Annotated in this window: 20 protein-coding genes and 1 pseudogene; 9 read left to right on the plus strand and 12 right to left on the minus strand. The window is 42.4% G+C overall.

Features of this window, described 5'->3' with window-relative positions; all coding sequences use genetic code 11:
- Positions 1–83: 83 nt before the first annotated feature.
- Entirely contained in the window at positions 84–584 is a 501-nt protein-coding gene (locus tag V7K36_RS19580) for a hypothetical protein (protein ID WP_334833500.1), read from the minus strand.
- A 200-nt stretch (positions 585–784) separates the two neighbouring features.
- Between V7K36_RS19580 and V7K36_RS19585 the strand changes: the two genes are divergently transcribed.
- On the plus strand, positions 785–2,656 hold the full coding sequence (locus tag V7K36_RS19585) for a caspase family protein (RefSeq protein WP_335118416.1): 1,872 nt from the start codon (positions 785–787) through the stop codon (positions 2,654–2,656).
- A gap of 97 nt (positions 2,657–2,753) precedes the next feature.
- Here V7K36_RS19585 and V7K36_RS19590 read toward each other — a convergent pair whose 3' ends face one another.
- Positions 2,754–3,131 carry a Mo-dependent nitrogenase C-terminal domain-containing protein gene (locus V7K36_RS19590; protein WP_334833504.1) on the minus strand — a complete coding sequence of 126 codons (378 nt, stop codon included), beginning with the start codon at positions 3,129–3,131 and terminating at the stop codon, positions 2,754–2,756.
- 554 nt (positions 3,132–3,685) lie between these two features.
- Between V7K36_RS19590 and V7K36_RS19595 the strand changes: the two are divergent.
- A pseudogene (locus V7K36_RS19595) lies at positions 3,686–3,835 on the plus strand (anion transporter); the annotation flags it as partial.
- A gap of 163 nt (positions 3,836–3,998) precedes the next feature.
- On the opposite strand, the gene V7K36_RS19600 reads toward V7K36_RS19595, so the two are convergent.
- The 5 genes from V7K36_RS19600 to V7K36_RS19620 all read right to left on the minus strand — a co-directional run bounded on the left by V7K36_RS19600 (position 3,999) and on the right by V7K36_RS19620 (position 9,393).
- The gene (locus V7K36_RS19600; protein WP_335118418.1) at positions 3,999–4,325 is read right to left on the minus strand and encodes a hypothetical protein; all 327 of its coding nucleotides are present in this window, start codon (positions 4,323–4,325) and stop codon (positions 3,999–4,001) included.
- A gap of 244 nt (positions 4,326–4,569) precedes the next feature.
- The gene (locus tag V7K36_RS19605; protein WP_334948082.1) at positions 4,570–6,342 is read right to left on the minus strand and encodes a ribonuclease J; all 1,773 of its coding nucleotides are present in this window, start codon (positions 6,340–6,342) and stop codon (positions 4,570–4,572) included.
- A 279-nt stretch (positions 6,343–6,621) separates the two neighbouring features.
- Positions 6,622–7,506, minus strand: coding sequence for a 4-hydroxy-tetrahydrodipicolinate synthase (gene dapA / locus V7K36_RS19610; protein WP_335118420.1), 885 nt, complete (start codon positions 7,504–7,506; stop codon positions 6,622–6,624).
- Positions 7,507–7,619: 113 nt separating this feature from the next.
- On the minus strand, positions 7,620–8,657 hold the full coding sequence (locus tag V7K36_RS19615; RefSeq protein WP_335118422.1) for an aspartate-semialdehyde dehydrogenase: 1,038 nt from the start codon (positions 8,655–8,657) through the stop codon (positions 7,620–7,622).
- Between the two features lie 523 nt (positions 8,658–9,180).
- Positions 9,181–9,393, minus strand: a complete 213-nt coding sequence (locus V7K36_RS19620) for a hypothetical protein (RefSeq protein WP_335118424.1) — start codon at positions 9,391–9,393, stop codon at positions 9,181–9,183.
- A gap of 97 nt (positions 9,394–9,490) precedes the next feature.
- Here V7K36_RS19620 and tig point away from each other — a divergent pair, with 97 nt between their 5' ends.
- From tig to V7K36_RS19640, 4 genes are all read left to right on the plus strand, one after another.
- A complete protein-coding gene (gene tig / locus V7K36_RS19625) occupies positions 9,491–10,924 on the plus strand; it encodes a trigger factor (protein ID WP_335118426.1) in 1,434 nt (477 codons plus the stop codon).
- A 272-nt stretch (positions 10,925–11,196) separates the two neighbouring features.
- On the plus strand, positions 11,197–11,895 hold the full coding sequence (gene clpP / locus V7K36_RS19630) for an ATP-dependent Clp endopeptidase proteolytic subunit ClpP (RefSeq protein ID WP_335118428.1): 699 nt from the start codon (positions 11,197–11,199) through the stop codon (positions 11,893–11,895).
- Between the two features lie 9 nt (positions 11,896–11,904).
- Positions 11,905–13,245: an ATP-dependent protease ATP-binding subunit ClpX gene (gene clpX / locus V7K36_RS19635; protein ID WP_335118430.1), complete on the plus strand. Its 1,341-nt coding sequence runs from the start codon at positions 11,905–11,907 to the stop codon at positions 13,243–13,245.
- Between the two features lie 97 nt (positions 13,246–13,342).
- Positions 13,343–14,260: an alpha/beta fold hydrolase gene (locus tag V7K36_RS19640; RefSeq protein WP_335118432.1), complete on the plus strand. Its 918-nt coding sequence runs from the start codon at positions 13,343–13,345 to the stop codon at positions 14,258–14,260.
- Between the two features lie 605 nt (positions 14,261–14,865).
- Here V7K36_RS19640 and V7K36_RS19645 read toward each other — a convergent pair.
- Entirely contained in the window at positions 14,866–15,849 is a 984-nt protein-coding gene (locus V7K36_RS19645; protein WP_335118500.1) for a GntR family transcriptional regulator, read from the minus strand.
- Positions 15,850–16,158: 309 nt separating this feature from the next.
- On the opposite strand from V7K36_RS19645, the gene V7K36_RS19650 reads away from it, so the two are divergent.
- Positions 16,159–16,899 carry a dienelactone hydrolase family protein gene (locus tag V7K36_RS19650; RefSeq protein WP_335118434.1) on the plus strand — a complete coding sequence of 247 codons (741 nt, stop codon included), beginning with the start codon at positions 16,159–16,161 and terminating at the stop codon, positions 16,897–16,899.
- Between the two features lie 127 nt (positions 16,900–17,026).
- Positions 17,027–17,929, plus strand: coding sequence for a S1 RNA-binding domain-containing protein (locus tag V7K36_RS19655; protein ID WP_335118436.1), 903 nt, complete (start codon positions 17,027–17,029; stop codon positions 17,927–17,929).
- A 535-nt stretch (positions 17,930–18,464) separates the two neighbouring features.
- Here the strand turns inward: V7K36_RS19655 and V7K36_RS19660 are convergent.
- The 4 genes from V7K36_RS19660 to V7K36_RS19675 all read right to left on the minus strand — a co-directional run bounded on the left by V7K36_RS19660 (position 18,465) and on the right by V7K36_RS19675 (position 21,476).
- Positions 18,465–19,013, minus strand: coding sequence for a GUN4 domain-containing protein (locus V7K36_RS19660; protein ID WP_335118438.1), 549 nt, complete (start codon positions 19,011–19,013; stop codon positions 18,465–18,467).
- A 204-nt stretch (positions 19,014–19,217) separates the two neighbouring features.
- On the minus strand, positions 19,218–19,388 hold the full coding sequence (locus V7K36_RS19665; RefSeq protein WP_335118440.1) for a toll/interleukin-1 receptor domain-containing protein: 171 nt from the start codon (positions 19,386–19,388) through the stop codon (positions 19,218–19,220).
- Positions 19,389–19,940: 552 nt separating this feature from the next.
- Entirely contained in the window at positions 19,941–20,648 is a 708-nt protein-coding gene (locus V7K36_RS19670; protein WP_335118442.1) for a hypothetical protein, read from the minus strand.
- A 639-nt stretch (positions 20,649–21,287) separates the two neighbouring features.
- The gene (locus tag V7K36_RS19675; RefSeq protein WP_109007706.1) at positions 21,288–21,476 is read right to left on the minus strand and encodes a hypothetical protein; all 189 of its coding nucleotides are present in this window, start codon (positions 21,474–21,476) and stop codon (positions 21,288–21,290) included.
- A gap of 437 nt (positions 21,477–21,913) precedes the next feature.
- Between V7K36_RS19675 and V7K36_RS19680 the strand changes: the two genes are divergently transcribed.
- Complete coding sequence (locus tag V7K36_RS19680) at positions 21,914–22,789, plus strand: SDR family oxidoreductase (protein ID WP_335118444.1); 876 nt, start codon at positions 21,914–21,916, stop codon at positions 22,787–22,789.
- Positions 22,790–22,802 lie beyond the last annotated feature (13 nt).

Consider the following 22,802-nt stretch of genomic DNA (forward strand, 5'->3'; position numbering starts at 1 on the left):
AGTAAGTTGAATTGATCGGTTGAGACTGAAGTGGGAACACCGGCGCTTGAACTTCTTTAGTATGTCGATCAATACTAAACCCGCTATTTTGGGGTTGACAGACTGCTAGCTGCTGGAACTGTATTTGAGGTTGTCGGCTCTTTTTCAAAGAAAAGTAGCGATCGCGCAGTTTTGAAGTAAGTCGCCCAATTTTGAGCATCAGGGCGCGATCGCCATTCTGGACGACTGACTTCTAATGTCAGAACTGGTGCGATCGATCCATAATTTTGTACGGACACAATGATTGAAACATCTGTCACCAAGATATCTTGGTCAAAGCTTCGTTGAGCAGCTGCCCTAGCGACTGCTTCCGCTCTTCGGAGAACGGTTTCATAGTTTTCTTCCGGCAAGCGGTCAAGAGCTAGATCAACTCTAGCGGTGTAAGCTCGCACAATCTGAGGTGCGATCGCTGACGTTAAAAACCAGGCAGGAACAGTAGATATGAGCAAAACTACTAAAGGAATTATCCGGATTCTTCTGGCAATTTGGCTAATAACTGAAAAGGGAGTGATCGATGATGGTAGGTGAGCAGAAATCTTGCTCATGACCTTCTATCTCCTTAGTGATGATCTGTTATTGAAATTAGGTGAAAGTATTTTCCGAAAAACTAACGTAATAAAAATTACATTTTAACTTAAGATTCGATGAGAATCACCTAGATTATAAAACATAGGTTAGCTTTATTTTTTTGGGCAAAGCTAACCACAATTTTAAGACCAGCAAACAATAACTGACAAAGAGCGGGATGGCAAATTACTGGGCAATAGCGATTGGCATCAATCAATATCAGTTATTTCAACCTTTAAGTTGTGCCCAAGCAGATGCTGAGGCACTAGAGGATTTTTTGGTGACAGAGGCAGGTTTTGTCCCCAAACACTGTCTGTTAATGACAGATACTTCGCCGCCGATTGGCGATAGGTCAACTTATCCGACGAAGGAGAATATTCTGCTGCTGCTTGAGGATTTGGCAGCGACAAGTTGGCAACCGGAAGACTATCTGTGGTTATTCTTTAGCGGTTATGGAGTCAACTATAAAGGCAAAGATTACTTAATGCCAGCAGAGGGCAACCCCGAACTCGTGCAAGAGACTGGCATAGAATTGCGATCGCTAATGCAAAGTCTGCAACTTGCTGACCTAAATGTATTGCTACTACTCGATATCAACCGCGCTTTTGGCACTCAAGCGGATGCTCTCGTTGGTGAAGAAACAATAGAACTAGTCCAAGAACTACAACTGGCGACAATTCTTTCTTGCCAACCAGAGCAATTTTCCCATGAAAGTAGCGAATTAGGTCACGGGTTTTTTACAGCAGCTTTGTTAGAAGCTTTGCGTTCTGGTAATGGCAGCAACTTGGCAGATTTAGAAAGCTACCTAAGCCTGCTCATGCCAAAATTATGTCAACATCACTGGCGTCCTGTCCAAAACCCTGCCACTATCATCCCATCAAGGCAGCAGGTAATCTTGCCAAAATTGGCAATGGAAAGCGACTTTCAAGCAAATCCGGTGATTTATCCGGAAGAATCCTTTGCTGTTGCCCTTGCGGCTCCCACACTCGACGATTACCCTAGAACTTCAGCAGATCGGGGCAGATGGGGAGAAGCTAGTGTGAAGTCCTCCCAACAGGTGAAGGCTCACAAGGTCGAGAAGTCTAAAGCTCAAAAAGTCCAGGAGTCAGCTACCGGCTTAGTTTCGCAGCCAATGGCAGAAACTTCTTTAGGAGTGAATACCAGAGGAAGATTTATCCCCAATTCCTCCCAAGGCTACGTCTCTCGATTGCCATCGAATCAGCCAAGCATCCCTTTTTGGAAACAGTTTATCTTATGGGGCGGAGGTAGCTTGCTGGTAGCAGGTTTAATCGCTGTAGTTTTTCTCCGTAATCAAGAAACTTTTAGAATTAAGCAAATATCAAACACATCACCTAATGCTACTACTAGCGATCGCCAGGTTATCCAGAATTTACCAAGCGATCGCAACCAATCTAGCGCCCAAATAGCCTCTAAAACCGAGTCAAAAAAGCGGAATCAAGCAGTATTAGACCTGGCGAAAATGTCGCTCAGACAAACTCAGGCTAGTGATTTGGGCTTGGCGATCGCTACAGCCCGGAAAATTAAACCCGGTGAACCACTGTACGAACAAGCTCAGGAGAATATTAAGATTTGGAGCCGGATGATTTTAGATTTAGCAGAAGGTCGTGCTAAACAAAGACAGTATCCTAGCGCTATTGCTGCCGCTCGATTAATCACCAAAGATCAAGACCCCTATGCCAAAGCACAAGCAGCAATTAACCTGTGGCGGTTAGAGGGCAAGCAGTATGTGAGTAACAAAACTCTTTTAGATGCAGCTAATGCCTTGATTAAATCTGGACAGGCATCTACCTACAATCGTGCGATCGAAGTTGCTAAGAAAGTACCACCAGGTCAACCAGGCTTCGATACTGCCCAAAAATCGATCAATAACTGGAGTGAGAAAATTTTAGATTTGGCCAAGCGTCGCGCCGTCGAAGGAGAACGTAATGGCGCAATTGCGACGGCTGCTTTAGTGCCAGAGGAGACAGGCGCTTACGAAGATGCTCAGGATGCTATCCAAAAATGGCAAAAAAATATAGTAAAAAAATAGTTATGAGTCGGGAGTTAGGAGTTTTATTTTTAATTCCTCACTCATCACTTCTCACTCTTAATTTTTCCCTCAGCACTCAGCACTCAGCACTCAGCACTCAACAGTACTGTGATACATCTTCGCCACAATCGTCGGCTAGATAGCACATTGCTCGGAAACGTAAACCAACCACTTCTTCATATAAGGGGTTGAGCTTGCACATGGGCGGAATGTGAAACAGAGTTTTCCCGAATAATTTGATATCTCGCTCAAAGGGACACTGAGATGGAATCAGTTTGCACAAGCGGTGAGCTAGTTGGCGATCGCGGACTTGAATGTTTTCTACCCGATGCCGTAAGGGTTGGAGAATATCCCAGTAAGGCTTGGAAACAGGACGGTTTAGCTGGGTTACTTTATGATCGCTAGTCTCTGCTTGATTGATTGATACCCAGCTTGCCAGAAAAATCTTTTTTGTAGTATTGTTGAACACCTTCATGGCTAATCCTCCGTGTTATTAAGGCTATTCGTCTTTTTGATGAATATATCCAACGTGGCGACGACCTTTACCGGAAGAATCGTGTCCTGACTGCGATATAATGTAATACCTGATTGCCACTTAAGTCAGAACCTAATTTGTTACTACGTCAAGTTAATCGCAATTTTCTGGGGATCGGTAGTGTAATATTAGGATCTTGTTCATAACTTGATGTACTTTAAATTTTAGTAAAGACATCTGTCATTGGATAGGTTTTAGTGTAGCATTTACAAACCTTAATATAAGGTCTTCCTGCAAGTATTTTTGCTAAGTATAAATATTGGTAATACCCTAGTAGGCGTTTTTCCTCTCTGTATTCCCACCTTCCCACGTTCCCGCATCCTGTTCATTGCTGGCTGAATACCGTAGAAGTAGAGAGAAGTCTGTAGACGTTGCTGGTTTACACCCTTAACCTTAATTCTGACTCAAGCTTTGGGTTGAAATCCGATTCCTTATTTACTAGCGATGGATGCTTTAGTTGCTGGTAGTCTGTTGCAATCACTCGACGGATTGAACATTTGACTTTGTTTGCTTTAGTTGCCAACTTAATAGTTGTAGAAGCTGCTGCTGATTTAGGTTACAAGCTAACTTTTTGGGAACATCTAAGGTTTGGAGCGACGTTAACAGTGTGTACTTTAGTTCTAGTATACTTCTGGGTTCATTGAAGGCGATCGCTCTTGGGAACACACGATGACTATGATGCACTAACTGGGTGTAACACAAACTTGTTCCAAACTTTACTTACGCCAAAGCTAAAAATTAATACTAAAGCCTCTGATGTTTTAACCAGAGGCTTTGGTATTCCAAGCTTATCTATATGTTGAAATACTAAGGATTACGCCAGTTTAATGCTTCACTGCGTATAAATAGAGTTTCTGCACCTTTCCCATGCACATCATAGCAGGCATCATCAAGTACTGTCAGAATTAAATCTAATACACAACTAGATCCAGCCAGAGCTTTGCCGTGAATATGGAATATCCAATCTAGCAATTCACGAGAGTTGTTACAAGTTTCAAGATCAATTTCAAGGAAATAAACATCATTGTGCTTAATTTGAATAGTCAGATTACCTTTGCAGAAGTAGACGTAAAAATTTCCTTCCCTAAGACCGTTCTGAAGTCTATCTCGTCTTTCATCTGCAACTTTTTGCAAAAGCTCACCTATAGTAAATTTTTCTGGCTGTCTTAATATTATCTTGATTAAGCATAATTGGATTTCATATACTGCTTTCTACTATAGTTCAAATTTTCTAATATCACTGGTAGTGGTAGTTGAACAGAAAATTCGGTTAAGCCTAATTGATTTTTTCTCAGGAATTACGTGCAAAAGCGCAAAGACACTAAGAAAAACTCTGCGTCTTTGCGCCTCTGCGTTAAATTGTTATCTTACCCTATCCCTATGATGCTACTTGAGCAGCAGTCCGAGTCCGGCGTCTTCTCCCATCAGCAACTTTCACAGGCGGCTGATCAGGAATTTGCATCAACAAAGTCACAGATGGTTGACATTGCAGTTCGCGGCGGATGGAACGTTGCAATTCTCGTTCTAAAGTTCCTTGCAATCCACCCCAATCTATATCTGCTGCTTCACCTTCCCCAGCAGCAAATTCTGACCAACGCACAGTGAGGATTTCTTCAATCCGTTGTTTTACCCAGGTTTGTAGCAGCGATCGCTCTACACTTGTCACTACACCCCGGAGGTGAACTTCTGGTTTTGCCAACAGTTTACCATTCCAATCAATGGCAGCTGCGATCGTGATAATGCCTTCTGAAGCCATGCGTTGCCGTTCTTGTAAAACTTTGGCACTTACCATACCCGAACTAGTAGTATCTACAAGTTCGATACCACATGGGACTTTACCAGCGACGCGAATGGCATCTTCAGTCAGTTCGACAACATCACCATTCTGGATGATGATCATGTTTTCTGCGGGAATGCCCATACTCTGAGCCGTTTCTGCGTGCTTCACCAGCATCCGATGTTCGCCGTGAAATGGCACAAAGAACTTGGGTCGAGTTAAGGCAATCATCAGCTTTTGTTCTTCCTGACAGCCGTGACCGGAGACGTGAATCCCTTTATCTCGGCCATAGACCACTTTCGCCCCCTGAATCATCAATTTATCGATGGTGTTGACTACAGCGATCGTATTTCCGGGAATTGGGTTAGCAGAGAATACTACCGTATCTCCTTGGCGGATTTTAATGTGAGGATGTTCTTTGTTGGCAATGCGGGTCATTGCTGCCATCAATTCACCCTGAGAACCTGTAGTTAAAATTAAAACTTTCTCATCCGGGAGATTACGTACTGCGTGCAATGGTTGCAGCAGATTATCTTCACACTTGATATAACCCAAATTGCGGGCATGAGCAATCAAGTTCAGCATGGAACGCCCCACAATCGTCACTACACGGTTTTGCTTCTTGGCGATATCCAAAATCATGTTGATGCGATGCACACTGGAAGAAAAGGTAGTGACAAATAATCGCCCAGTAGCTTGACTAAATACTCTCTCCAGATTGGGATAAACTGAACGTTCGGAAGGTGTAAATCCTGGGATTTCGGCGTTAGTGGAATCACTTAGGAGGCAAAGAACGCCTTTTTCACCATGTTCTGCTAGGCGTTGCAAGTCAAACTTTTCACCATCCACTGGGGTATGGTCAATTTTAAAATCGCCTGTGTGAATGACTACACCAAGGGGAGTCTGAATGGCAACGGTGAAACTATCAGCGATGGAGTGGGTGTTACGGATATATTCCACCAAAAAGTTTTTGCCAATCCGCACGACATCACGGGGTAGAACAGTTCTGATTTCTGTGCGATCGCGCACTCCCGCTTCTTCCAGTTTACCCTCTAGCATTGCCATTGCTAGTCTTGGCCCATAAATCACGGGGATATCAAATTGCTTGAGATGAAAAGCAATCCCACCAATATGGTCTTCATGACCATGAGTAACGATCATCCCTTTAATTTTGTGGCGATTTTCCCGCAGATAAGTTGTATCTGGCAGAACAATATTTACTCCATGCATCGCCTCTGTGGGAAAAGCCAATCCTGCATCTAACAAGATAATTTCATCGTCATACTCAAAAAGACAGGTATTTTTCCCAATTTCATGCAAACCGCCCAAAGGAATAATTTTCAAGGCGGAATTGTTAGCTTCGTTTTTAGCCATTTTCTCCTTAGATTGTTACTTGTGGTTAATTAAATTGATAGTTAACTTTCCTTGTATTTAAGACAACATCATCTGTCTCTTAAGTCAGTCCCAAAGCAATCAAGTTTTAATTGAAGATTTCAATTTTTTATTCAATAAAATCGACTGTAATTCAAGGATTCATAGTATATCTATCAGTCCTAGCACAGGTTTTTAAATTGCAACTTATGAACAATTGTGGTCATTGTTTATATGTATCTTTGGCAAGGAGCAGACTACCAGCGCTTAACTCGCTGGTGGCTAGATTAAACTAAGTTCTTTCAGAACCGCTTCTAACTTTTGAGTGACTTCTGAATCAGCTTCACATAGCGGCGGACGAGTTGAACCTACCTCCCAACCTTGAAGTTTCAGTGCTTTTTTCACTGGAATGGGATTTGAAGTGAGAAATAGAGCTTTAAACAACGGGAACAGTTGGAGATGAATCTCGCTGGCTACCTGAATTTTCCCCGCACGAAAAGCTTGGATCATCTGCTGTAGTTGGTTTCCTACCAGATGAGAAGCCACACTTACCACACCCTTTGCCCCGATCGCTAACAAGGGCAAAGTCATGTAATCATCACCAGAATAGATGTGGAATTCTTTTGGTGTCAAGCGACGAATTTCGCTTGCCTGATCTATACTACCAGTGGATTCTTTAATTCCGACAATATTGCTAACCTCAGCTAACCGGGCAACTGTTTCTGGCTGAAGGTTTTGTCCGGTACGACCGGGGACATTGTATAACAACAATGGTAGGTCGGGACAGGCTTGTGCTATCGCCAGAAAGTGTGCTTCCAATCCCGCTTGCGGCGGTTTGTTGTAATAAGGAACAACTTGTAAGGAACCATGTACTCCTATCTTAGACGCTTTTTGGGTGGCAGCGATCGCTTCTTTGGTGGAATTTGAACCACAACCTGCGATTACCTTAGCTTTTCCTGCCACAGACTGCAATACTTCGACAAATAACTGGTATTCCTCATCCCAACTTAGCGTCGGGGATTCTCCTGTTGTGCCGCACATCACCAATGTATCTGTACCGTTGTTAACTAGATGCGCCGCCAGTTCTGTCGCTACATCATAGTTGACACTACCATCTGGTTTAAACGGCGTAATCATCGCGGTTAAAACATTGCCAAAATCTCCCACCCTTTTTTCACTCCTGATTACCCATGTTTTTGTATCTTGGTGGTTTTCTATTGTGATAACCTATCTGCAAATTACTTTCAAGTGTCGTTAATCATTTGTCACTTAATCAATGATTAATGACTAATAGCTAATGGTTTGAGTAGATTTTTTTCTACCAATAACTCAGCAATTTGTATTGCATTCAATGCTGCGCCTTTGCGGATTTGGTCGCCACACAACCATAATTCCAACCCACAAGGATGAGAAATATCCTGACGAATTCTTCCCACTAAAACTTCATCTTTACCTGTTGCTTCAATTGGCATCGGAAAATGATTAGTTCCCCAATCTTCTACCAATTTCACTCCAGGGGAGGAACTTAAAATTTCTCTAGCTTCCTTTGCACTAAAGGGAGTCTCAAATTCTAAATTAATGGCTTCGGAGTGGGCGCGGAGTACGGGAACCCGTATACAGGTTGCAGTAATTCTGATTTGCTGCGTACCAAATATTTTTCGGGTTTCGTTGACCATTTTCATTTCTTCCTCACAATAACCCAAATCGTTTAATGGGGAGTTATGCGGGAATAAATTAAATGCCAATGGGTAAGGCAATATTTCGGCAACTGGTAGCTGTCCTTGTAGTATAGCGCTTGTTTGGGTTTTGACTTCTGCCATTGCTCGAGCACCAGCACCACTAGCAGATTGGTAGGTTGAGGCGACGATGCGTTGCACGGGTTTAACTTTATGCAATGGCCATACTGCCACAGCCATTAAAATTGTCGTGCAGTTGGGGTTAGCAATAATCCCTTGGTGATTAGCTGCGGCTACTGGATTCACCTCTGGTACGACTAAGGGAACTTCCGGGTTCATCCGAAAGGCGCTGGAGTTGTCAATTACCACTGCGCCCTTTTTGACGGCAATTGCTGCCCAAGTTTTAGAGGTAGAACCACCTGCACTAGCCAGTACTATATCAACATTTTCAAAGGCGCGATCACTCACTGCCTCCACTGCTATATTTTCCCCTTTAAACCGCAGCGCTCGCCCGACACTCCGCTCTGATGCTAATAACTTCAAGTTAGCAATCGGGAAATTACGGCTTTCTAATAATTCCAGCAACTCTGTGCCAACTGCACCAGTTGCTCCCAAAATAGCTAAACGATAGGATTTCGACAAGCTTGCTTCCTCCTTTAAGATTTGGAACAATTGACAATTTACTTATATTTAAATAGCGATCGCAGTCTGGAAATACATTTTGAATAGATTTATATTTTTCTCTAATTTAGTCGATCTTTATAGATTTAATACATTTATTTTCTAGACTATTTAATAAGTTAAGTGATGTTGCATTCTACAACAATGGCTATCTGATTTCTCCATCGATTTAAACTATATATTATTATACAACAAATCGCCATTTAGCAGAAAAATCTAGATATCTGCACTTAGACGTTTAACAGGCATTCCACCTGTAAGGGAACAAACATATTGGCTGCAAATTTGTTTACCAAGATGATGAATATACTGAGATAAAAGTGTATAAAACCAACAGAATATAAAACTGAGCTATGGGGCTAGGCAACAGATGCGTTCTCGTGCCACAACTTAATAATAGCTAGACTCAAGACTATAACTTTAACTTGAGGGTACTAACCACTCGCTGAGAACCAGGATATCACGGCATTAGCCTAGTGAATAATTAATTCCTAAGTTTCAGGGGAAGTGGGGAGATGAGGGAAGAAAGAATAACTAATGCCAATGCCCAATGCCCAATGCCTAATGCCCAATGTCCTATGCCCCCATTAACTAAATTGTTATGAAGGTAAAATGTCAAGTCCTTGGTCATTGGCAGTAAACTGGATGTTTGCCCCACGACAAGCATCCATCCTTGGATGTCATCAGACCCTTCCATTGCCCCTAAGAGACATCAAGCCATAAACGCAAGCAATTGTTCTATTGCGTCTTGTGTGTACTCGGAGTATAAAATACCAGAAAACTAGAGACGAAGCATGAAAGTCACCCAGGAAAAACTTCCCGCCAGCCAAATTGGACTGGAAATAGAGATTACGCCGGAAATTACCAAGCAAACTTACGAAAAGGTCATTAAAAACTTAGCGAGTACTGCCAATATTTCTGGGTTTCGTAAAGGCAAGGTGCCTCGCCCGATATTACTACAACGGCTGGGTACAACTCGAATCAAGGCAGCAGCACTGGAAGAACTAATTCAAGATGGCATTGAGCAAGCAGTCAAACAAGAAGCTATCCCGGCAATCGGTCAGCCGCAATTGCTCTCTTCTTTTGAAGATTTGATTAAGAATTATGAACCTGGAAAACCCCTGACGATTTCGGCTGCTGTCGATGTAGAACCAGAAGTGAATCTAGTGCAGTACACTGATTTACAGGCTAAGGCAGAAGAAGTCAAGTTTGATCCAGAACGAGTGGAAAACACGCTGGATAAGGAACGTCAAGAATTGGCGACATTGATTCCTGTGGAAGGACGTGCAGCCCAAATCGGCGATATTGCCGTAGTCGATTTTAAAGGTTCATTCTCCAAAGTTGAGGGCGAAGACGAAACAGCTGAACTAGAACCTATTCCCGGAGCCGAAGCAACTGATTTTCAAGTTGAGTTGCAGGAAGATAAGTTTATACCAGGCTTTATTTCGGGAATAGTGGGGATGAATCCTGAAGAAACCAAAGAAATTGCGGCGCAATTCCCAGCTCCGTATGCTAACGAAGATTTAGCTGGAAAAGCGGCAACTTTCACAGTGACGCTCAAAGAGTTGAAGGAAAAGGAGCTACCAGAAGTAAATGACGATTTCGCCCAAGAAATCAGCGATTTTGAAACCTTAGAGGAGTTACGCGCTTCTTTGGTAGAGCGATATCAAAAAGAGGCGGACGACAAAACAAAAACCAATAAGCAGGAAGCCTTGTTAACGGAACTGCTCAACCACGTAGAAGTTGACTTACCAGGAACGTTGATTGAGCAAGAAGTGGATGCAATGCTAACGCAAACAGCAATCCGACTGTCTCAGCAGGGACTAGATGTGAAGAATTTGTTTACTCAAGATATTATTGCTCAGTTGCGGGAGCGATCGCGCACTGAGGCAATTGAACGCATCAAACGCTCCTTGTCCTTGCGGGAAGTCGGTAAACGCGAATCTATCGAGCTAACATCAGAAGAAGTCGCAGCCAGAGTTACAGAACTTTTGGAGCAATACCCGGAAGAACAAGACGTTGATGAAGATAAACTGCGCTCAATCGTGGAAAACGAACTATTAACCGAAAAAATCATCGATTGGCTCTTAGAACACTCTTCAGTTGAACTTGTACCCGAAGGCTCCTTGAGTCCCACAGAGGAAACGGAACTGACAGAATCAGATGCTGATGCACCTCAGACAGAACAAGAAAACAGCGGAGCTTCTACAGAAGTCACAGAAGGATAATAAAAATCCCACAGCCACGAGTTCACCAGTTCTGAGTTAAAGTACTGGTGAAATGGGTTCACGACTTTGCGATCAAGCCAGAATAATTAAAGAATTAATGAATTTTCCGCAAATAGTGACACCTGTTATTACCTGAGCTTGATACTGTGTTAGACGAGAGGAAATTATATGAGGCATAATGGTTAACACGTAGCTTATAAAAATCCCATTCGTCGAAAAGGCAGCATTTGCTGCTGAAACATTTGTCCTAAATTATCGTCAAATTTAGTTGTATGCTTCTATCGCAGTCGGGAAATAACCCCATCAGCAACTTAAGTCGAATAAACATTAACTCCCAGTTAAACAGCCCTAGCAACATCGTGCCGATGGTGGTAGAACAGTCTGGCATGGGAGAAAGGGCTTTCGACATCTACTCCCGCCTGCTGCGAGAGCGGATTATCTTTTTGGGAACGCCAATAGACGATGCCGTAGCCAACTCAATCGTGGCTCAGTTGTTATTCCTAGATGCCGAAGACTCAGAAAAAGACATCCAACTGTATGTTAATTCTCCTGGCGGGTCGGTCTACGCAGGGATGGCAATCTATGATACAATGCAACAAATTCGCCCTGATGTTGTTACCATCTGTTTTGGATTAGCCGCGAGCATGGGGGCATTTTTGTTGACAGCAGGGGCTGCCGGTAAGCGAATGTCTCTGCCCGACTCCCGGATTATGATTCACCAACCACTTGGTGGCGCTCAAGGTCAAGCCATTGACATTGAAATTCAAGCCAGAGAAATTCTTTACATTAAGTCCAAGTTGAATCAGTTAATGTCTCAACATACTGGTCAACCCTTAGAAAGAATTGAAGCAGATACTGAGCGCGACTTTTTTATGTCCGCAGATGAGGCGAAGAACTACGGTTTGATTGATCAGGTCATTTCCAGGCAAAATCTTCCCACAGCAGGGGAAAACGTCACCATTCTGAAATAAGAGGCTGGTATGTCTAAGTACGACTCCCATTTAAAGTGTTCATTTTGTGGCAAGTCTCAAGAGCAAGTGCGTAAATTAATCGCGGGGCCGGGAGTCTACATCTGCGATGAATGCGTTGACTTGTGTAATGAAATACTAGACGAGGAGTTACTCGATACCACTGGTGCAGCAGCACAACCAGCACCAAGAGCAGAACCACCTCAAAAACGGCGTACCCATTCTTCTAGTATTTCGTTTAATCAAATACCCAAGCCCAGAGAGATTAAAAAATATCTAGACGAACATGTTATTGGTCAAGACGAAGCGAAGAAAGTGCTGTCAGTAGCTGTTTACAATCACTACAAGCGGCTGGCGGTGATTCAGTCTAAAGCCAGTGGCAAAGCTGGGGCAGATGATGCAATAGAACTGCAAAAGTCCAACATTTTGTTAATTGGCCCGACTGGTTGCGGCAAAACTCTCTTAGCACAAACCCTAGCAAAAATCTTGGATGTACCCTTTGCCGTCGCTGATGCTACGACACTGACGGAAGCGGGGTATGTGGGAGAAGATGTGGAAAATATCTTGCTGCGATTGTTGCAGGTGGCAGATTTGGATATAGAGGAAGCACAACGGGGAATTATTTACATTGACGAAATTGACAAAATTGCCCGTAAGAGCGAGAACACGTCAATTACCCGCGATGTTTCTGGCGAAGGCGTGCAGCAAGCTTTGCTGAAAATGTTAGAGGGAACGATCGCCAATGTACCACCCCAAGGAGGACGCAAGCATCCCTATCAAGACTGCATCCAGATTGATACAAGTAATATTTTGTTCGTCTGTGGTGGTGCCTTCGTGGGCTTAGAAAAGATTGTAGATCAGAGAGTTGGCAAAAAAGCAATCGGCTTTGTGCAACCGGGAGAAGGGCAATCGAAGGAGAAACGAGCCGCAGACACTCTCCGCCATCTCGAACCAGATGATTTAGTCAAATTTGGCATGATTCCAGAATTTATTGGGCGCGTGCCAATGGTAGCAGTAGTAGATCCGCTAGATGAAGAAGCGCTGATGGCGATTCTCACCCAACCACGCAGCGCCTTAGTGAAGCAGTACCAAAAGCTGCTGAAGATGGATAATGTCCAGTTAGATTTTAAAGCAGATGCTTTGCGAGCGATCGCTCAAGAAGCCTACCGCCGTAAAACTGGTGCTAGAGCGTTACGGGGCATTGTCGAAGAACTGATGCTGGACGTAATGTACGAGTTACCATCCCGTAAGGATGTGACACGCTGTACAGTAACACGGGAGATGGTCGAGAAGCGATCGACTGCCGAACTGATAATGCATCCATCTTCACTACCGAAGCCAGAGTCAGCTTAATGGTCATTAGTCATTGGTCATTGGTTATTTGTCAAAAACTAAGGACTAATAACCATGTACCAAGGACAAATGACAACCGACAAAGGACAAATGATAAATGCCTTATATTAGTGTTCGTGGGGTTGAGCATTACTACGAATGGGTGAAAAAGCCATCTGGTTCTTTGGTAAAACCAGTCATGGTTTTCATGCACGGTTGGGCTGGTTCCGCTAGGTATTGGCAAAATACGGCTGATGTTTTATCAGAGCAATTTGATTGTTTACTCTACGATTTGCGGGGATTTGGCCGTTCTCGTGGTAAGGCGACTATAGCTCAAGCAAGTGAATCTTTTGCCGAGTCTCAGTCCCCCCAGGAAGAATCGGAGGCAATTAGAGAGTTAACCTATGAATTAGAGGAATATGCTGATGATTTGGCAGCTTTGCTAGATGGGTTAGATATTGAGCGTGTGCATATCCATGCTCACTCAATGGGCGCATCTGTTGCCACTTTATTTTTTAACCGCTACCCCGAACGAGTGGAACGAGGAATTTTAACGTGTAGCGGCGTTTTTGAGTATGACGAAAAATCTTTTAGTGCCTTTCATAAATTCGGTGGCTATGTAGTAAAATTTCGTCCCAAGTGGTTAAGTAAAATCCCATTTGTTGACCGGATGTTTATGGCAAGATTTTTACATAGTTCCATACCACATTCTGAGCGTCAAGCTTTTTTGCAAGATTTTCTCGAAGCAGATTATGATGCGGCTTTAGGGACAATTTTTACTTCAGTCAGTAAAGCTCAAGCTGAATTAATGCCGCAAGAGTTTGCCAAGCTGACTGTGCCGACTTTGCTAGTGGCAGGGGAGTATGACAAAATTATTTCAGCCGAGATGGGGAGTCAAGCAGCTGCACTGAGTGACAAAGTTGAATTTGCGATGATTCCCGGTACAGCGCATTTCCCGATGTTGGAAGACGCTCCAACTTACCTGCAACGGGTGCAAGAGTTTTTGCAGATTACCACACCAAAACCACAGGTGTGATAATTTGTTAATCTGCTCTAATAAACTTACTCAAACTTAGGTAAAACTAACTTTGATGTTATCTTCCTGCTTCGCCCAAGGTAGTCGGCTACAACAGTCCCCAGACGTTAATTTTCGGTCAGGCCAACCGTACTTGTGACTTCAAAAATCTAAGACGAGATAATATTTTTGTTAAAAGCTAACTAAGGGTTGCTAACTTTTTGGTTTTTAGTCTTGGTTTTTGACTATTTGTGCAAATTATACCTCAATTTTTGACCAACTACAATCACCAATGAAATAAGTTTTTGGTTATTTAGTTTTGCTCTTTTTTGAGCTTTCGTTTTTGATTGAAATATTTGTGATCTAGAAGCATTGTAGAGACGTAGCGCTGGTAGGTCTCTACATTATTTTTAGCAGATGTCTAATCATAATCCTGAGTATTTGTTAGGTGTGTCCGCCTATACCATTCTTATCCTCTCTTCAGTACCGCTTCTAAAAATCTGTACAAAACTATCCACAATTAGACAAAGCTGTACAAAGGGAACTTGGCGGTTTATGTTCTGCCTATATCAAACCTCTTGCGACTTGCCGATTACTCAGTTTGACCTGATATTCTAAGTTTTAGATTAACTCAAACCCAGTTCTCGTTTGAGCAAGTTAATTGAATTAGTGCCGATATAATTTTCAACCTTAATCAGCTTTGGTCTACGAATAATATCTTCATCAAATGCTTGCACGGCTGCTTGCACTGCGGCAAAACTGGCTTGATCGGTTATAATTACCTCAGCTCGTTTAACCATTGCTTGAAGTTTATAAGCATCTTTTGGTTGAGAAGTCATCACTAGTAGTTCATCCCCTCGCAGACCGTGGAGGATTACTTCTGCGGCTCGTGCAATCCCAGAACTGAGGCTAACTATGCCTACACAGTTTTCTTTTGGTAGGGTTTTTAATAAGTTGAGTTCTTTGGTGTAGTCGTAGATATCTAGAGGAATTACCCGTGCAGCTTTAGGAGCTGCGATCGCTTCCACATTACTGATAAAATACCGACTTGTGACTACTGTCGCAGAGGTAGTTTTATCTAGCACAGATGTTAATTCTTCCATTGCTACCAACTGTACTGGGATTTTCAAAGCTCGTTCTAATTCATACACCATCAACTCACCAGCACCCATGTCATAAGATGGAACTGCAACCAGTACTCGCGCACTACAACGCAAGCGCCAGTCAATTTCCGCTAAAAATAGTTCTCTAGCTTGATTCAGTGAACATCCTTGAGAGAGCAGATTATCAAGTGCTTGCTGGACAACTTGATATGCATCAGGATTTTGTTTGAGAATTGGTGATTGCAGCCTGCTACCGCCCTCATGACCTTGGGGACGAACATAAATTCCTGAACCAGCAATACTTTCAACAAATCCGTCTTCCTCCAGTTGACGGTAAACTTTGCTAATGGTATTACGGTGTAATCCCGTTTGCATTGCTAGCGCGCGTGTACTTGGCAATTTGTAAGCAGGGGGATATTGCCGAGAAGCGATTGCAAACCGGATTTGATTAAACAGCTGGGTTGATGCGGGAATTTCGCTGTCTGGCTGAATACGAAATTGAATCATCATCAAACCTCTTGAATACTAAGTGGGGAGTGGGGAAGGTGGGGACCCCTCTGGGGATTAGGGGTAATGGGGAGTGGGGAGTGGGGAGTATTGCTTTCCTACTCAGCACTTTTAACTCAGCACTCTTTTGGTTCCAGCTGCATTTGCTACATATCAAATATTCTATTTACATATAAAGTTCTTCGGGGAAAAATTTCTAATGCGTTCATTATTGGTAATTAATAATTTAATTGGAAATAACTTGGCCATACTGGCATAGTTATATCAAATAAACACAAGGCTAATCACATAGCACTGGTAATAATTATTATGACAGAGCAAGCAATAATTACCACAACGGTTAATCTTTTGCAAGATAATGTTCAAATGTCTGCTTATCTGGCAGAGCCAAAAGAATCTGGATCTTACCCAGGAGTGGTGGTACTACAAGAGATTTTTGGTGTCAATGTTCACATTCGGGAAGTTACAGAACGGATTGCCAAACTTGGGTATGTAGCCATCGCACCTGCACTTTTCCAACGGGTTGCTCCTGGTTTTGAAACCGGATACACACCCGAAGATATGGAAACGGGCAGAGGCTACGCTATGCAAACTAAAGGATCAGAGTTATTGAGCGATATTCAATTAGCAATTGACTACCTCAAAAATCTGCCCCAAGTCAAAAAAGATGGCTTTGGCTGTATTGGTTTCTGCTTTGGTGGTCATGTCGCATATCTTGCAGCCACCTTACCAGATATTAAAGCTACGGCTTCCTTCTACGGTGCTGGAATTACCACCCGCACACTAGGAGGTGGCGCTCCTACTATCTCCCGCACCAGAGAAATTCCAGGCACTCTCTATGCCTTCTTTGGTAAAGAAGATGCTAGCATCCCAGCCGAACAAGTAGATGAGATTGAAGCAGAGTTAGAAAAATATAAAATTCCTCATCGTGTGTTTCGCTACGATGGAGCTAATCACGGATTTTTCTGTAACCTTCGTGCCAGTTATAATCCTAAAGCGGCAGCCGATGCTTGGGAGCAAGTGAAACAACTTTTTGGTCAACTGACCTAAAAACTATGTAACCAAGTTCGTCTTTGATCATTTGTTATTAGTAAGAATTAGAGACAAAGAACAAATGACAAAGGACAATCTAAACTCCAGTGGCACCAGATCAAATAACAATTAATCTTCAAAAGTCATGAATTCCGAATCGCAACTTTCTCAAACAGCCAATTCGTCATTTACAATGGACGATTTTGCCAAAGCACTAGAAAAACACGACTACCAGTTTCAAAAGGGACAGGTTGTACATGGCAAAGTGTTCCAACTTGACCACGATGGAGCCTATGTCGATATTGGTGGCAAGTCGTCAGCTTTTCTGCCGCGCGATGAGGCTTCTTTGAGAGCAGTTACCGATTTATCGGAGGTGCTGCCATTGCAAGAGGATATGCAGTTTTTGATTATCCGAGATCAGGATGCAGAAGGTCAAGTCACCCTTTCTCGAAAGCAGTTGGAAATTCAGCACATCTGGGAACGACTGGCGGAAATGCAGGAAAATGCTCAGACTGTGCAAGTACGGGTTATGGGTGTAAATAAAGGTGGTGTTACCGTCGATATTCTCTCTTTGCGGGGGTTTATTCCGCGATCGCACCTGGCAGAGCGTGATAATTTAGAAGCACTCAAAGGTCAAAATCTGACTGTGGGCTTTTTGGAAATTAATCGTAATACCAACAAACTCATCCTTTCCCAGCGTTTAGCAACTCGTTCTAGCAACTTCAGCTTATTAGAACTAGGTCAACTGGTGGAAGGTAAAGTTACTGGCATCAAACCTTTTGGTGTGTTTGTCGATTTAAATGGTATGGGGGCTTTGCTTCATATCAAGCAGGTAAGCCAAAAATTCATTGAATCTCTAGAAAAGGTATTTAAAGTTGGTCAGCCAATTAAAGCTGTAATTATTGACTTGGATGAGGGTAAAGGGCGGGTTGCTCTTTCTACCAGAGTTTTGGAAAACTTCCCTGGCGAAGTCTTAGAGAATATGGATGAAGTGATGGCTTCAGCTGAGGCGCGTGCCAATAGGGCTAATAACAAAGCTTCTGAATAGTTTTGAGGTGGGCTGTTTGCATAAAGTATAAATAGTGCGTTTCCGATAACGCCCAAAAAAAGAACCCCACCCCCAACCCCTCCCCGCCTGCGGGGAACTCGGGGTCCCCTCTGGGGATTAGGGGCAGGGAGACAAAGCACAGCTTTGGCGGGGTGGGGTTCTCCGGGTTTAATAAGTAATCAAGCGAACATGATATGAGCCGTCGAATTCACGCTAAAACAAGAATTTCAGTCAGCTTTAGATGACTTTCGCTATGAGCCGCAGAATTTCTTCTGAGGAGGACGTGTGGGCAATGCCAACATTCTGCAATGGTGCAAATCTTAGTCCACAATCTCACGTTTGAACCCGTCACCCGCCATAGGTTAGAAACCTACGGCTAATAGCCAAAGTCCTCTGAAGAGGACTAAACAAGAACTTATCTCACTTCATGACTCGCTTACCCCGAAATTTCAACCACCGGGACACTGAAATGTTTATTAACTCGTTGAAAACAACCCTGTTATAAATATTTATAAAAGTCTAAAGTGCTTAAATTTTAAACTTCACAAGTCTCAACGCGAGAAAAGAGAACTTCTTCCTCAGAACCAAAGAAACTCTCCACAAACCTATACGCACAAGGTAGGTGTCCCTCATGTGCTGAAGTGTTAAAAGCTATATCTGAGTCAGAAATCCAGTTTTCTTTTACTCTCCATCCTACGCGCTCGCCAAATTTTTCCCAGACTTCTTTATAATATTCACCGTCAGCCTTCCCACCAACGCTCAGATAAATCTTCTTCTGAACGCTGAAGCCAAAGCGCCCATCACTATATTTTACCCAGAGTTGGTCAATAGTACGTAAGTCAGTACAGGGAAAAATACTTATGGATTGAGTAAAGTTGTTTCCCTCTTTACTGCCAGATGCCTTGAGCATAACAGCTAAAGTTTCCTCATCCGCTTCTTTCCACTCGCCTGCTGCTAGCAAATCTCGCAATCGCGTGTAGTTTACTCCCTTCTCAGAACTGAGGTCATCGGCTTGAATTACTGGCGGTGGCTTTGGTTTTCGCTCTGGCGGTTTTCCAGTAATACCCCAAATTAACTGCTCCATAGCCTCAGTATCTGTCCTAAAGTCAACCCACGTATTACCCCTAAGAAAAATTGGAAGTTTAGGCTGCTGTGGTGTATTCCCAAGCAAAACGGGAATCACGGGACAGCCTCTCTCTACAAATTCGTTTAAAAAAGCTCTCATCTCTTGACTTTGCCAGGGGCCAAGTCCACTGCTACCGACAAAAACTGCTGCTGATTTAATATTTTATATTTGTTCTTCTAGTAAAGACTGCCATACTAAACCAGGACGAAGTTCCCACTTATCTAGCCAAGGTTTAATTCGTTGTCTTATTAATTCATGAGCAATTTCTTCTACTTCAGGCTTGTCTTTGCTATTGTGGCAAAGGAAGACATCAAACTGATCTTCGTCACTCACTTATAAGTCTCCTCACATCCACTTCTCTATATCGGCAAGAATTGCCAACGCATTATCTTTACTGCTTTAATTAATTTTATATTACGTAATATAGTTTGATTTATTCTTGCCTACTTACTTAAGTTACTATAGCAATTCGATTTGATTTTTGAAAAAATCTAAGTATATGTAGGGTGTGTTATCGCGTAGCGTAACGCACCTAAAATCTGAAGTGGTGCGTTAGCCTTGCCACGCCACTACCTGTATTTCAAAAATAAAATATGAGTCCTATAGTTAATAGTTACTGCATCGGAAAAATAAATAAGGGATTTTCAAAAAATATAGGACTTACGTATTGACAGAAAATACCAAATATGAATTGTTTGAAAAAACATATTTTTCGTAGGGGTTTAACAATATTCATTGGTATCAACTTAGAGCCAGGGTGAATGGAATAGAGCCTCCGGCACGCTGACGCGAACGCGGCTACACAAACAAGAGCTTTCCTCCGTGGGCTAAGAGAAAATTAAGGTTTTTTAACCCACAAAGTTGGGTATATTGAGCCGCCTAAATTTATTGATCAGAGATATAGATTTTCAGTTGAATACTTTCTTTCAAGCTGCTAAGGTAAGCTAGCAACGCATAAATAAAAATCACAATTCCTATCATTTCCAAAGACTCTTCAATAACTATACCCGTTAACGCTATGATACTACGGCGACCAAAATCTTCTATCAAAAGCCCACCGATCATTTCCATACCTAATGCTCCACCTACATAAACAACTGCGGCAATAAAAAATAAATACCGAGTCTTTGGCGGGAGAGCAAGCCAAAATTTAAGATATTTAAATGCAAAAACTGCCACTAAAGCCACACCAGGAATAACCCAGGTTTGGAAAAATATAGGATTGAGATGAAGCGCTTGTCGCACTGACGGTATGATCAAAATCTCGTGAAAACTAAATGCTTCATCCAAACTCAAATATAGAAATATAAAAGATAGGGTTTTCCAGTAAGAGAAATGGCGGTCTTTCGTCTTAATAACAGTAATTACTTTAAGTAATCCCGAACAAAATAATAGAGAGAATGCGGAATACCAAGCAGGAATATTAAATTCGCCATCAAGGCTAAATAGTTGGTAAAACCATTTGCTAGCAGGCAAGGGAAACTTCGAGAGCCAAAAATAGCCACTTAAAACGCCTGCGAAGGTGAGGCTGATAACTATGACTATTAAACGTCGAGCAATTGTTTTAGTACGGAGATGAATTGGTAACTCCACACTAGAGATTGATACTTTGGTCATACTAATATTGAGTAATTTATTTTGTTAGTTAGTTAGGAAATTATCTCATGAGTATAAATATCTCAGCAAACTGTTACAGAACTTTTCGCTCTGGCGGTTTTCCAGTGATACCCCAAATTAACTGCTCCATAGCCTCAGTATCTGTCCGAAAGTCAACCCACGTATGACCCTTAAGAAACCCTTACAGCGCGGGTCTACTTTATCTCGTTCCCAGTTGGAATGCCTAATCGGGGGGTTGCGGCCTCAAGACTTGCGGCTCTGCCGCAATTGAAGAGCATTTCCAGCCAGAGGCTGGAAACGAGGTTTTAAAGGGGTTTGCGCTTAAGTTGACCAATGGCGAGATGCCCACAAGAAGTAGTTGAGTATTTTTTTATTTGGGAGTCCCTAAAGTCGAATTTAATAAGCAAAATGGCATTTGACTTACTCAAAAGCTGTATTTGCTTACTCATTTTGGTGTATTCCGCAAGCAAAATGGCATTTGACTTACTCAAAAGCTGTGTTTGCTTTCTCATTTCGGTGTTTTCCGCAAGCAATCAAGCATATTGAGATAGCAATATGCTTGATTGCTGACTCATCCCAGTAATTCACACACTCCTGAGAACTATCCCTTTGAGATTACTTTTCTCTATCTTTATCTAATGCTTCCTGGATTGCACGACGGCAAAATTCTGGAGGATCATCCTTAGTAGATAGTTCTTCTTTCATAGTTTTTGTGACACGTAAGTTAAGACGCTCACTTAAAGGTTCTTCCCTCTCTGATTTAAATGGGTTTAAATTTTCTGGATGACCTTTAGGATTAGGCATTTATGTATAAATATAAATATAAGCTGAATCACTGGTAGGCAGCAGATTAAATTGTTTTTTGGTGGTTGCTACAACTTGCCGGAAGTACAACCACCAATATCCAATTCAAAAAATGGACACTACTATTTTATGTTCACGCGTTCTGAACTTGCACAAAGCTAAGATGTCGCTTGAACAAGCTATTGACTTGTTGAGCCAGTAAAACTAATCCCATTAACCTATCCCCTGCATCTACTAAAGATATGGGGGATAATTTTTAGAGTATTAAGATAAATAAGGTGTGACCTATTGGCTTAATTGGCGTGAGGAGAGCTTGAGCATAGTAACAAAGTATAAAGATATGCTCATGTTGTTTAAGTATTGTTCAACGGATTTTGAGCATATATCAAGGATTTCAAGAACTATAAACGCTGAAAGTATTCAATTTAGGTATTTATATGTTTCTAGTAACTGGAGCAACGGGAGGAATTGGTCGCAGAGTTGTGCGACTCCTACGACAACAAGAACAGTCTGTGCGGGCATTTGTCCGCCTTACGTCGCGCTACAGCGAGTTAGAACACCGGGGTGCAGAAATCTTTATCGGTGACTTGCTAGAGGAAAAAGATATTCAGAAAGCTAGTCGGGGTGTGAAGTATATTATCAGCGCCCACGGTTCTGATAGCGATGCTCTATCCTTAGATTACCGCGCCAATATTGAACTGATTGACCAAGCAAAAGCCAATGGCGTAGAGCATTTTGTCTTCATTTCCGTATTGGGAGCCGATCGCGGATATGAAGATGCTCCTGTGTTCAAAGCCAAACGAGCAGTAGAACGATATTTGGCAGCTAGTGGCTTAAATTACACAATTTTACGCCCAGCTGGATTAGCATCTAACTTGCTGCCACTAGTAGAACGATTCCGGGAAACAGGATTGTATCTGCTGATTGGCGATCGCAAAAACCGTACCTCAATTGTCAGTACCGATGATTTGGCAAAGATAGTGGTAGATTCTGTGACAGTTGAAGGCGCTCGCAACCAGATTTTACCAGTGGGAGGCCCGGAGATTTTATTACGAGAAGATATTCCTCGGATTTTTGGTCGGATCTTTATCAAAGAACCAGTAATAATTAACTCACCACTATTTGTCATTGATGGGTTACAGAGTGCATTAGGCTTATTTAATCCCCAAATCCAAAAAGCTTTGGGAACTTATCGCACATTGCTAGCAAATGAATTTCTCTGTACAAAAGATGAAATTGCCAATTTAGAGGCGATTTTTAACTTCCAGTTGGAGACATTAGAAAACTTTTTGCGGCGCTATCTAGCAGTTTAAATTAGGTAATGGG

It is taken from the genome of Nostoc sp. (assembly GCF_036919555.1).
In the GTDB taxonomy this organism is placed as follows: domain Bacteria; phylum Cyanobacteriota; class Cyanobacteriia; order Cyanobacteriales; family Nostocaceae; genus Nostoc.

Excerpts from the sequence above, each read along its gene's own strand:
- V7K36_RS19580 (WP_334833500.1), bottom strand. The coding sequence starts at position 584 with ATGAGCAAGATTTCTGCTCACCTACCATCATCGATCACTCCCTTTTCA.
- V7K36_RS19585 (WP_335118416.1), top strand. The coding sequence starts at position 785 with ATGGCAAATTACTGGGCAATAGCGATTGGCATCAATCAATATCAGTTA.
- V7K36_RS19590 (WP_334833504.1), bottom strand. The coding sequence starts at position 3,131 with ATGAAGGTGTTCAACAATACTACAAAAAAGATTTTTCTGGCAAGCTGG.
- V7K36_RS19605 (WP_334948082.1), bottom strand. The coding sequence starts at position 6,342 with ATGGCTAAAAACGAAGCTAACAATTCCGCCTTGAAAATTATTCCTTTG.
- V7K36_RS19620 (WP_335118424.1), bottom strand. The coding sequence starts at position 9,393 with ATGGAAGGGTCTGATGACATCCAAGGATGGATGCTTGTCGTGGGGCAA.
- tig (WP_335118426.1), top strand. The coding sequence starts at position 9,491 with ATGAAAGTCACCCAGGAAAAACTTCCCGCCAGCCAAATTGGACTGGAA.
- clpP (WP_335118428.1), top strand. The coding sequence starts at position 11,197 with ATGCTTCTATCGCAGTCGGGAAATAACCCCATCAGCAACTTAAGTCGA.
- clpX (WP_335118430.1), top strand. The coding sequence starts at position 11,905 with ATGTCTAAGTACGACTCCCATTTAAAGTGTTCATTTTGTGGCAAGTCT.
- V7K36_RS19640 (WP_335118432.1), top strand. The coding sequence starts at position 13,343 with ATGCCTTATATTAGTGTTCGTGGGGTTGAGCATTACTACGAATGGGTG.
- V7K36_RS19645 (WP_335118500.1), bottom strand. The coding sequence starts at position 15,849 with ATGATTCAATTTCGTATTCAGCCAGACAGCGAAATTCCCGCATCAACC.
- V7K36_RS19650 (WP_335118434.1), top strand. The coding sequence starts at position 16,159 with ATGACAGAGCAAGCAATAATTACCACAACGGTTAATCTTTTGCAAGAT.
- V7K36_RS19655 (WP_335118436.1), top strand. The coding sequence starts at position 17,027 with ATGAATTCCGAATCGCAACTTTCTCAAACAGCCAATTCGTCATTTACA.
- V7K36_RS19660 (WP_335118438.1), bottom strand. The coding sequence starts at position 19,013 with ATGGAGCAGTTAATTTGGGGTATTACTGGAAAACCGCCAGAGCGAAAA.
- V7K36_RS19675 (WP_109007706.1), bottom strand. The coding sequence starts at position 21,476 with ATGCCTAATCCTAAAGGTCATCCAGAAAATTTAAACCCATTTAAATCA.
- V7K36_RS19680 (WP_335118444.1), top strand. The coding sequence starts at position 21,914 with ATGTTTCTAGTAACTGGAGCAACGGGAGGAATTGGTCGCAGAGTTGTG.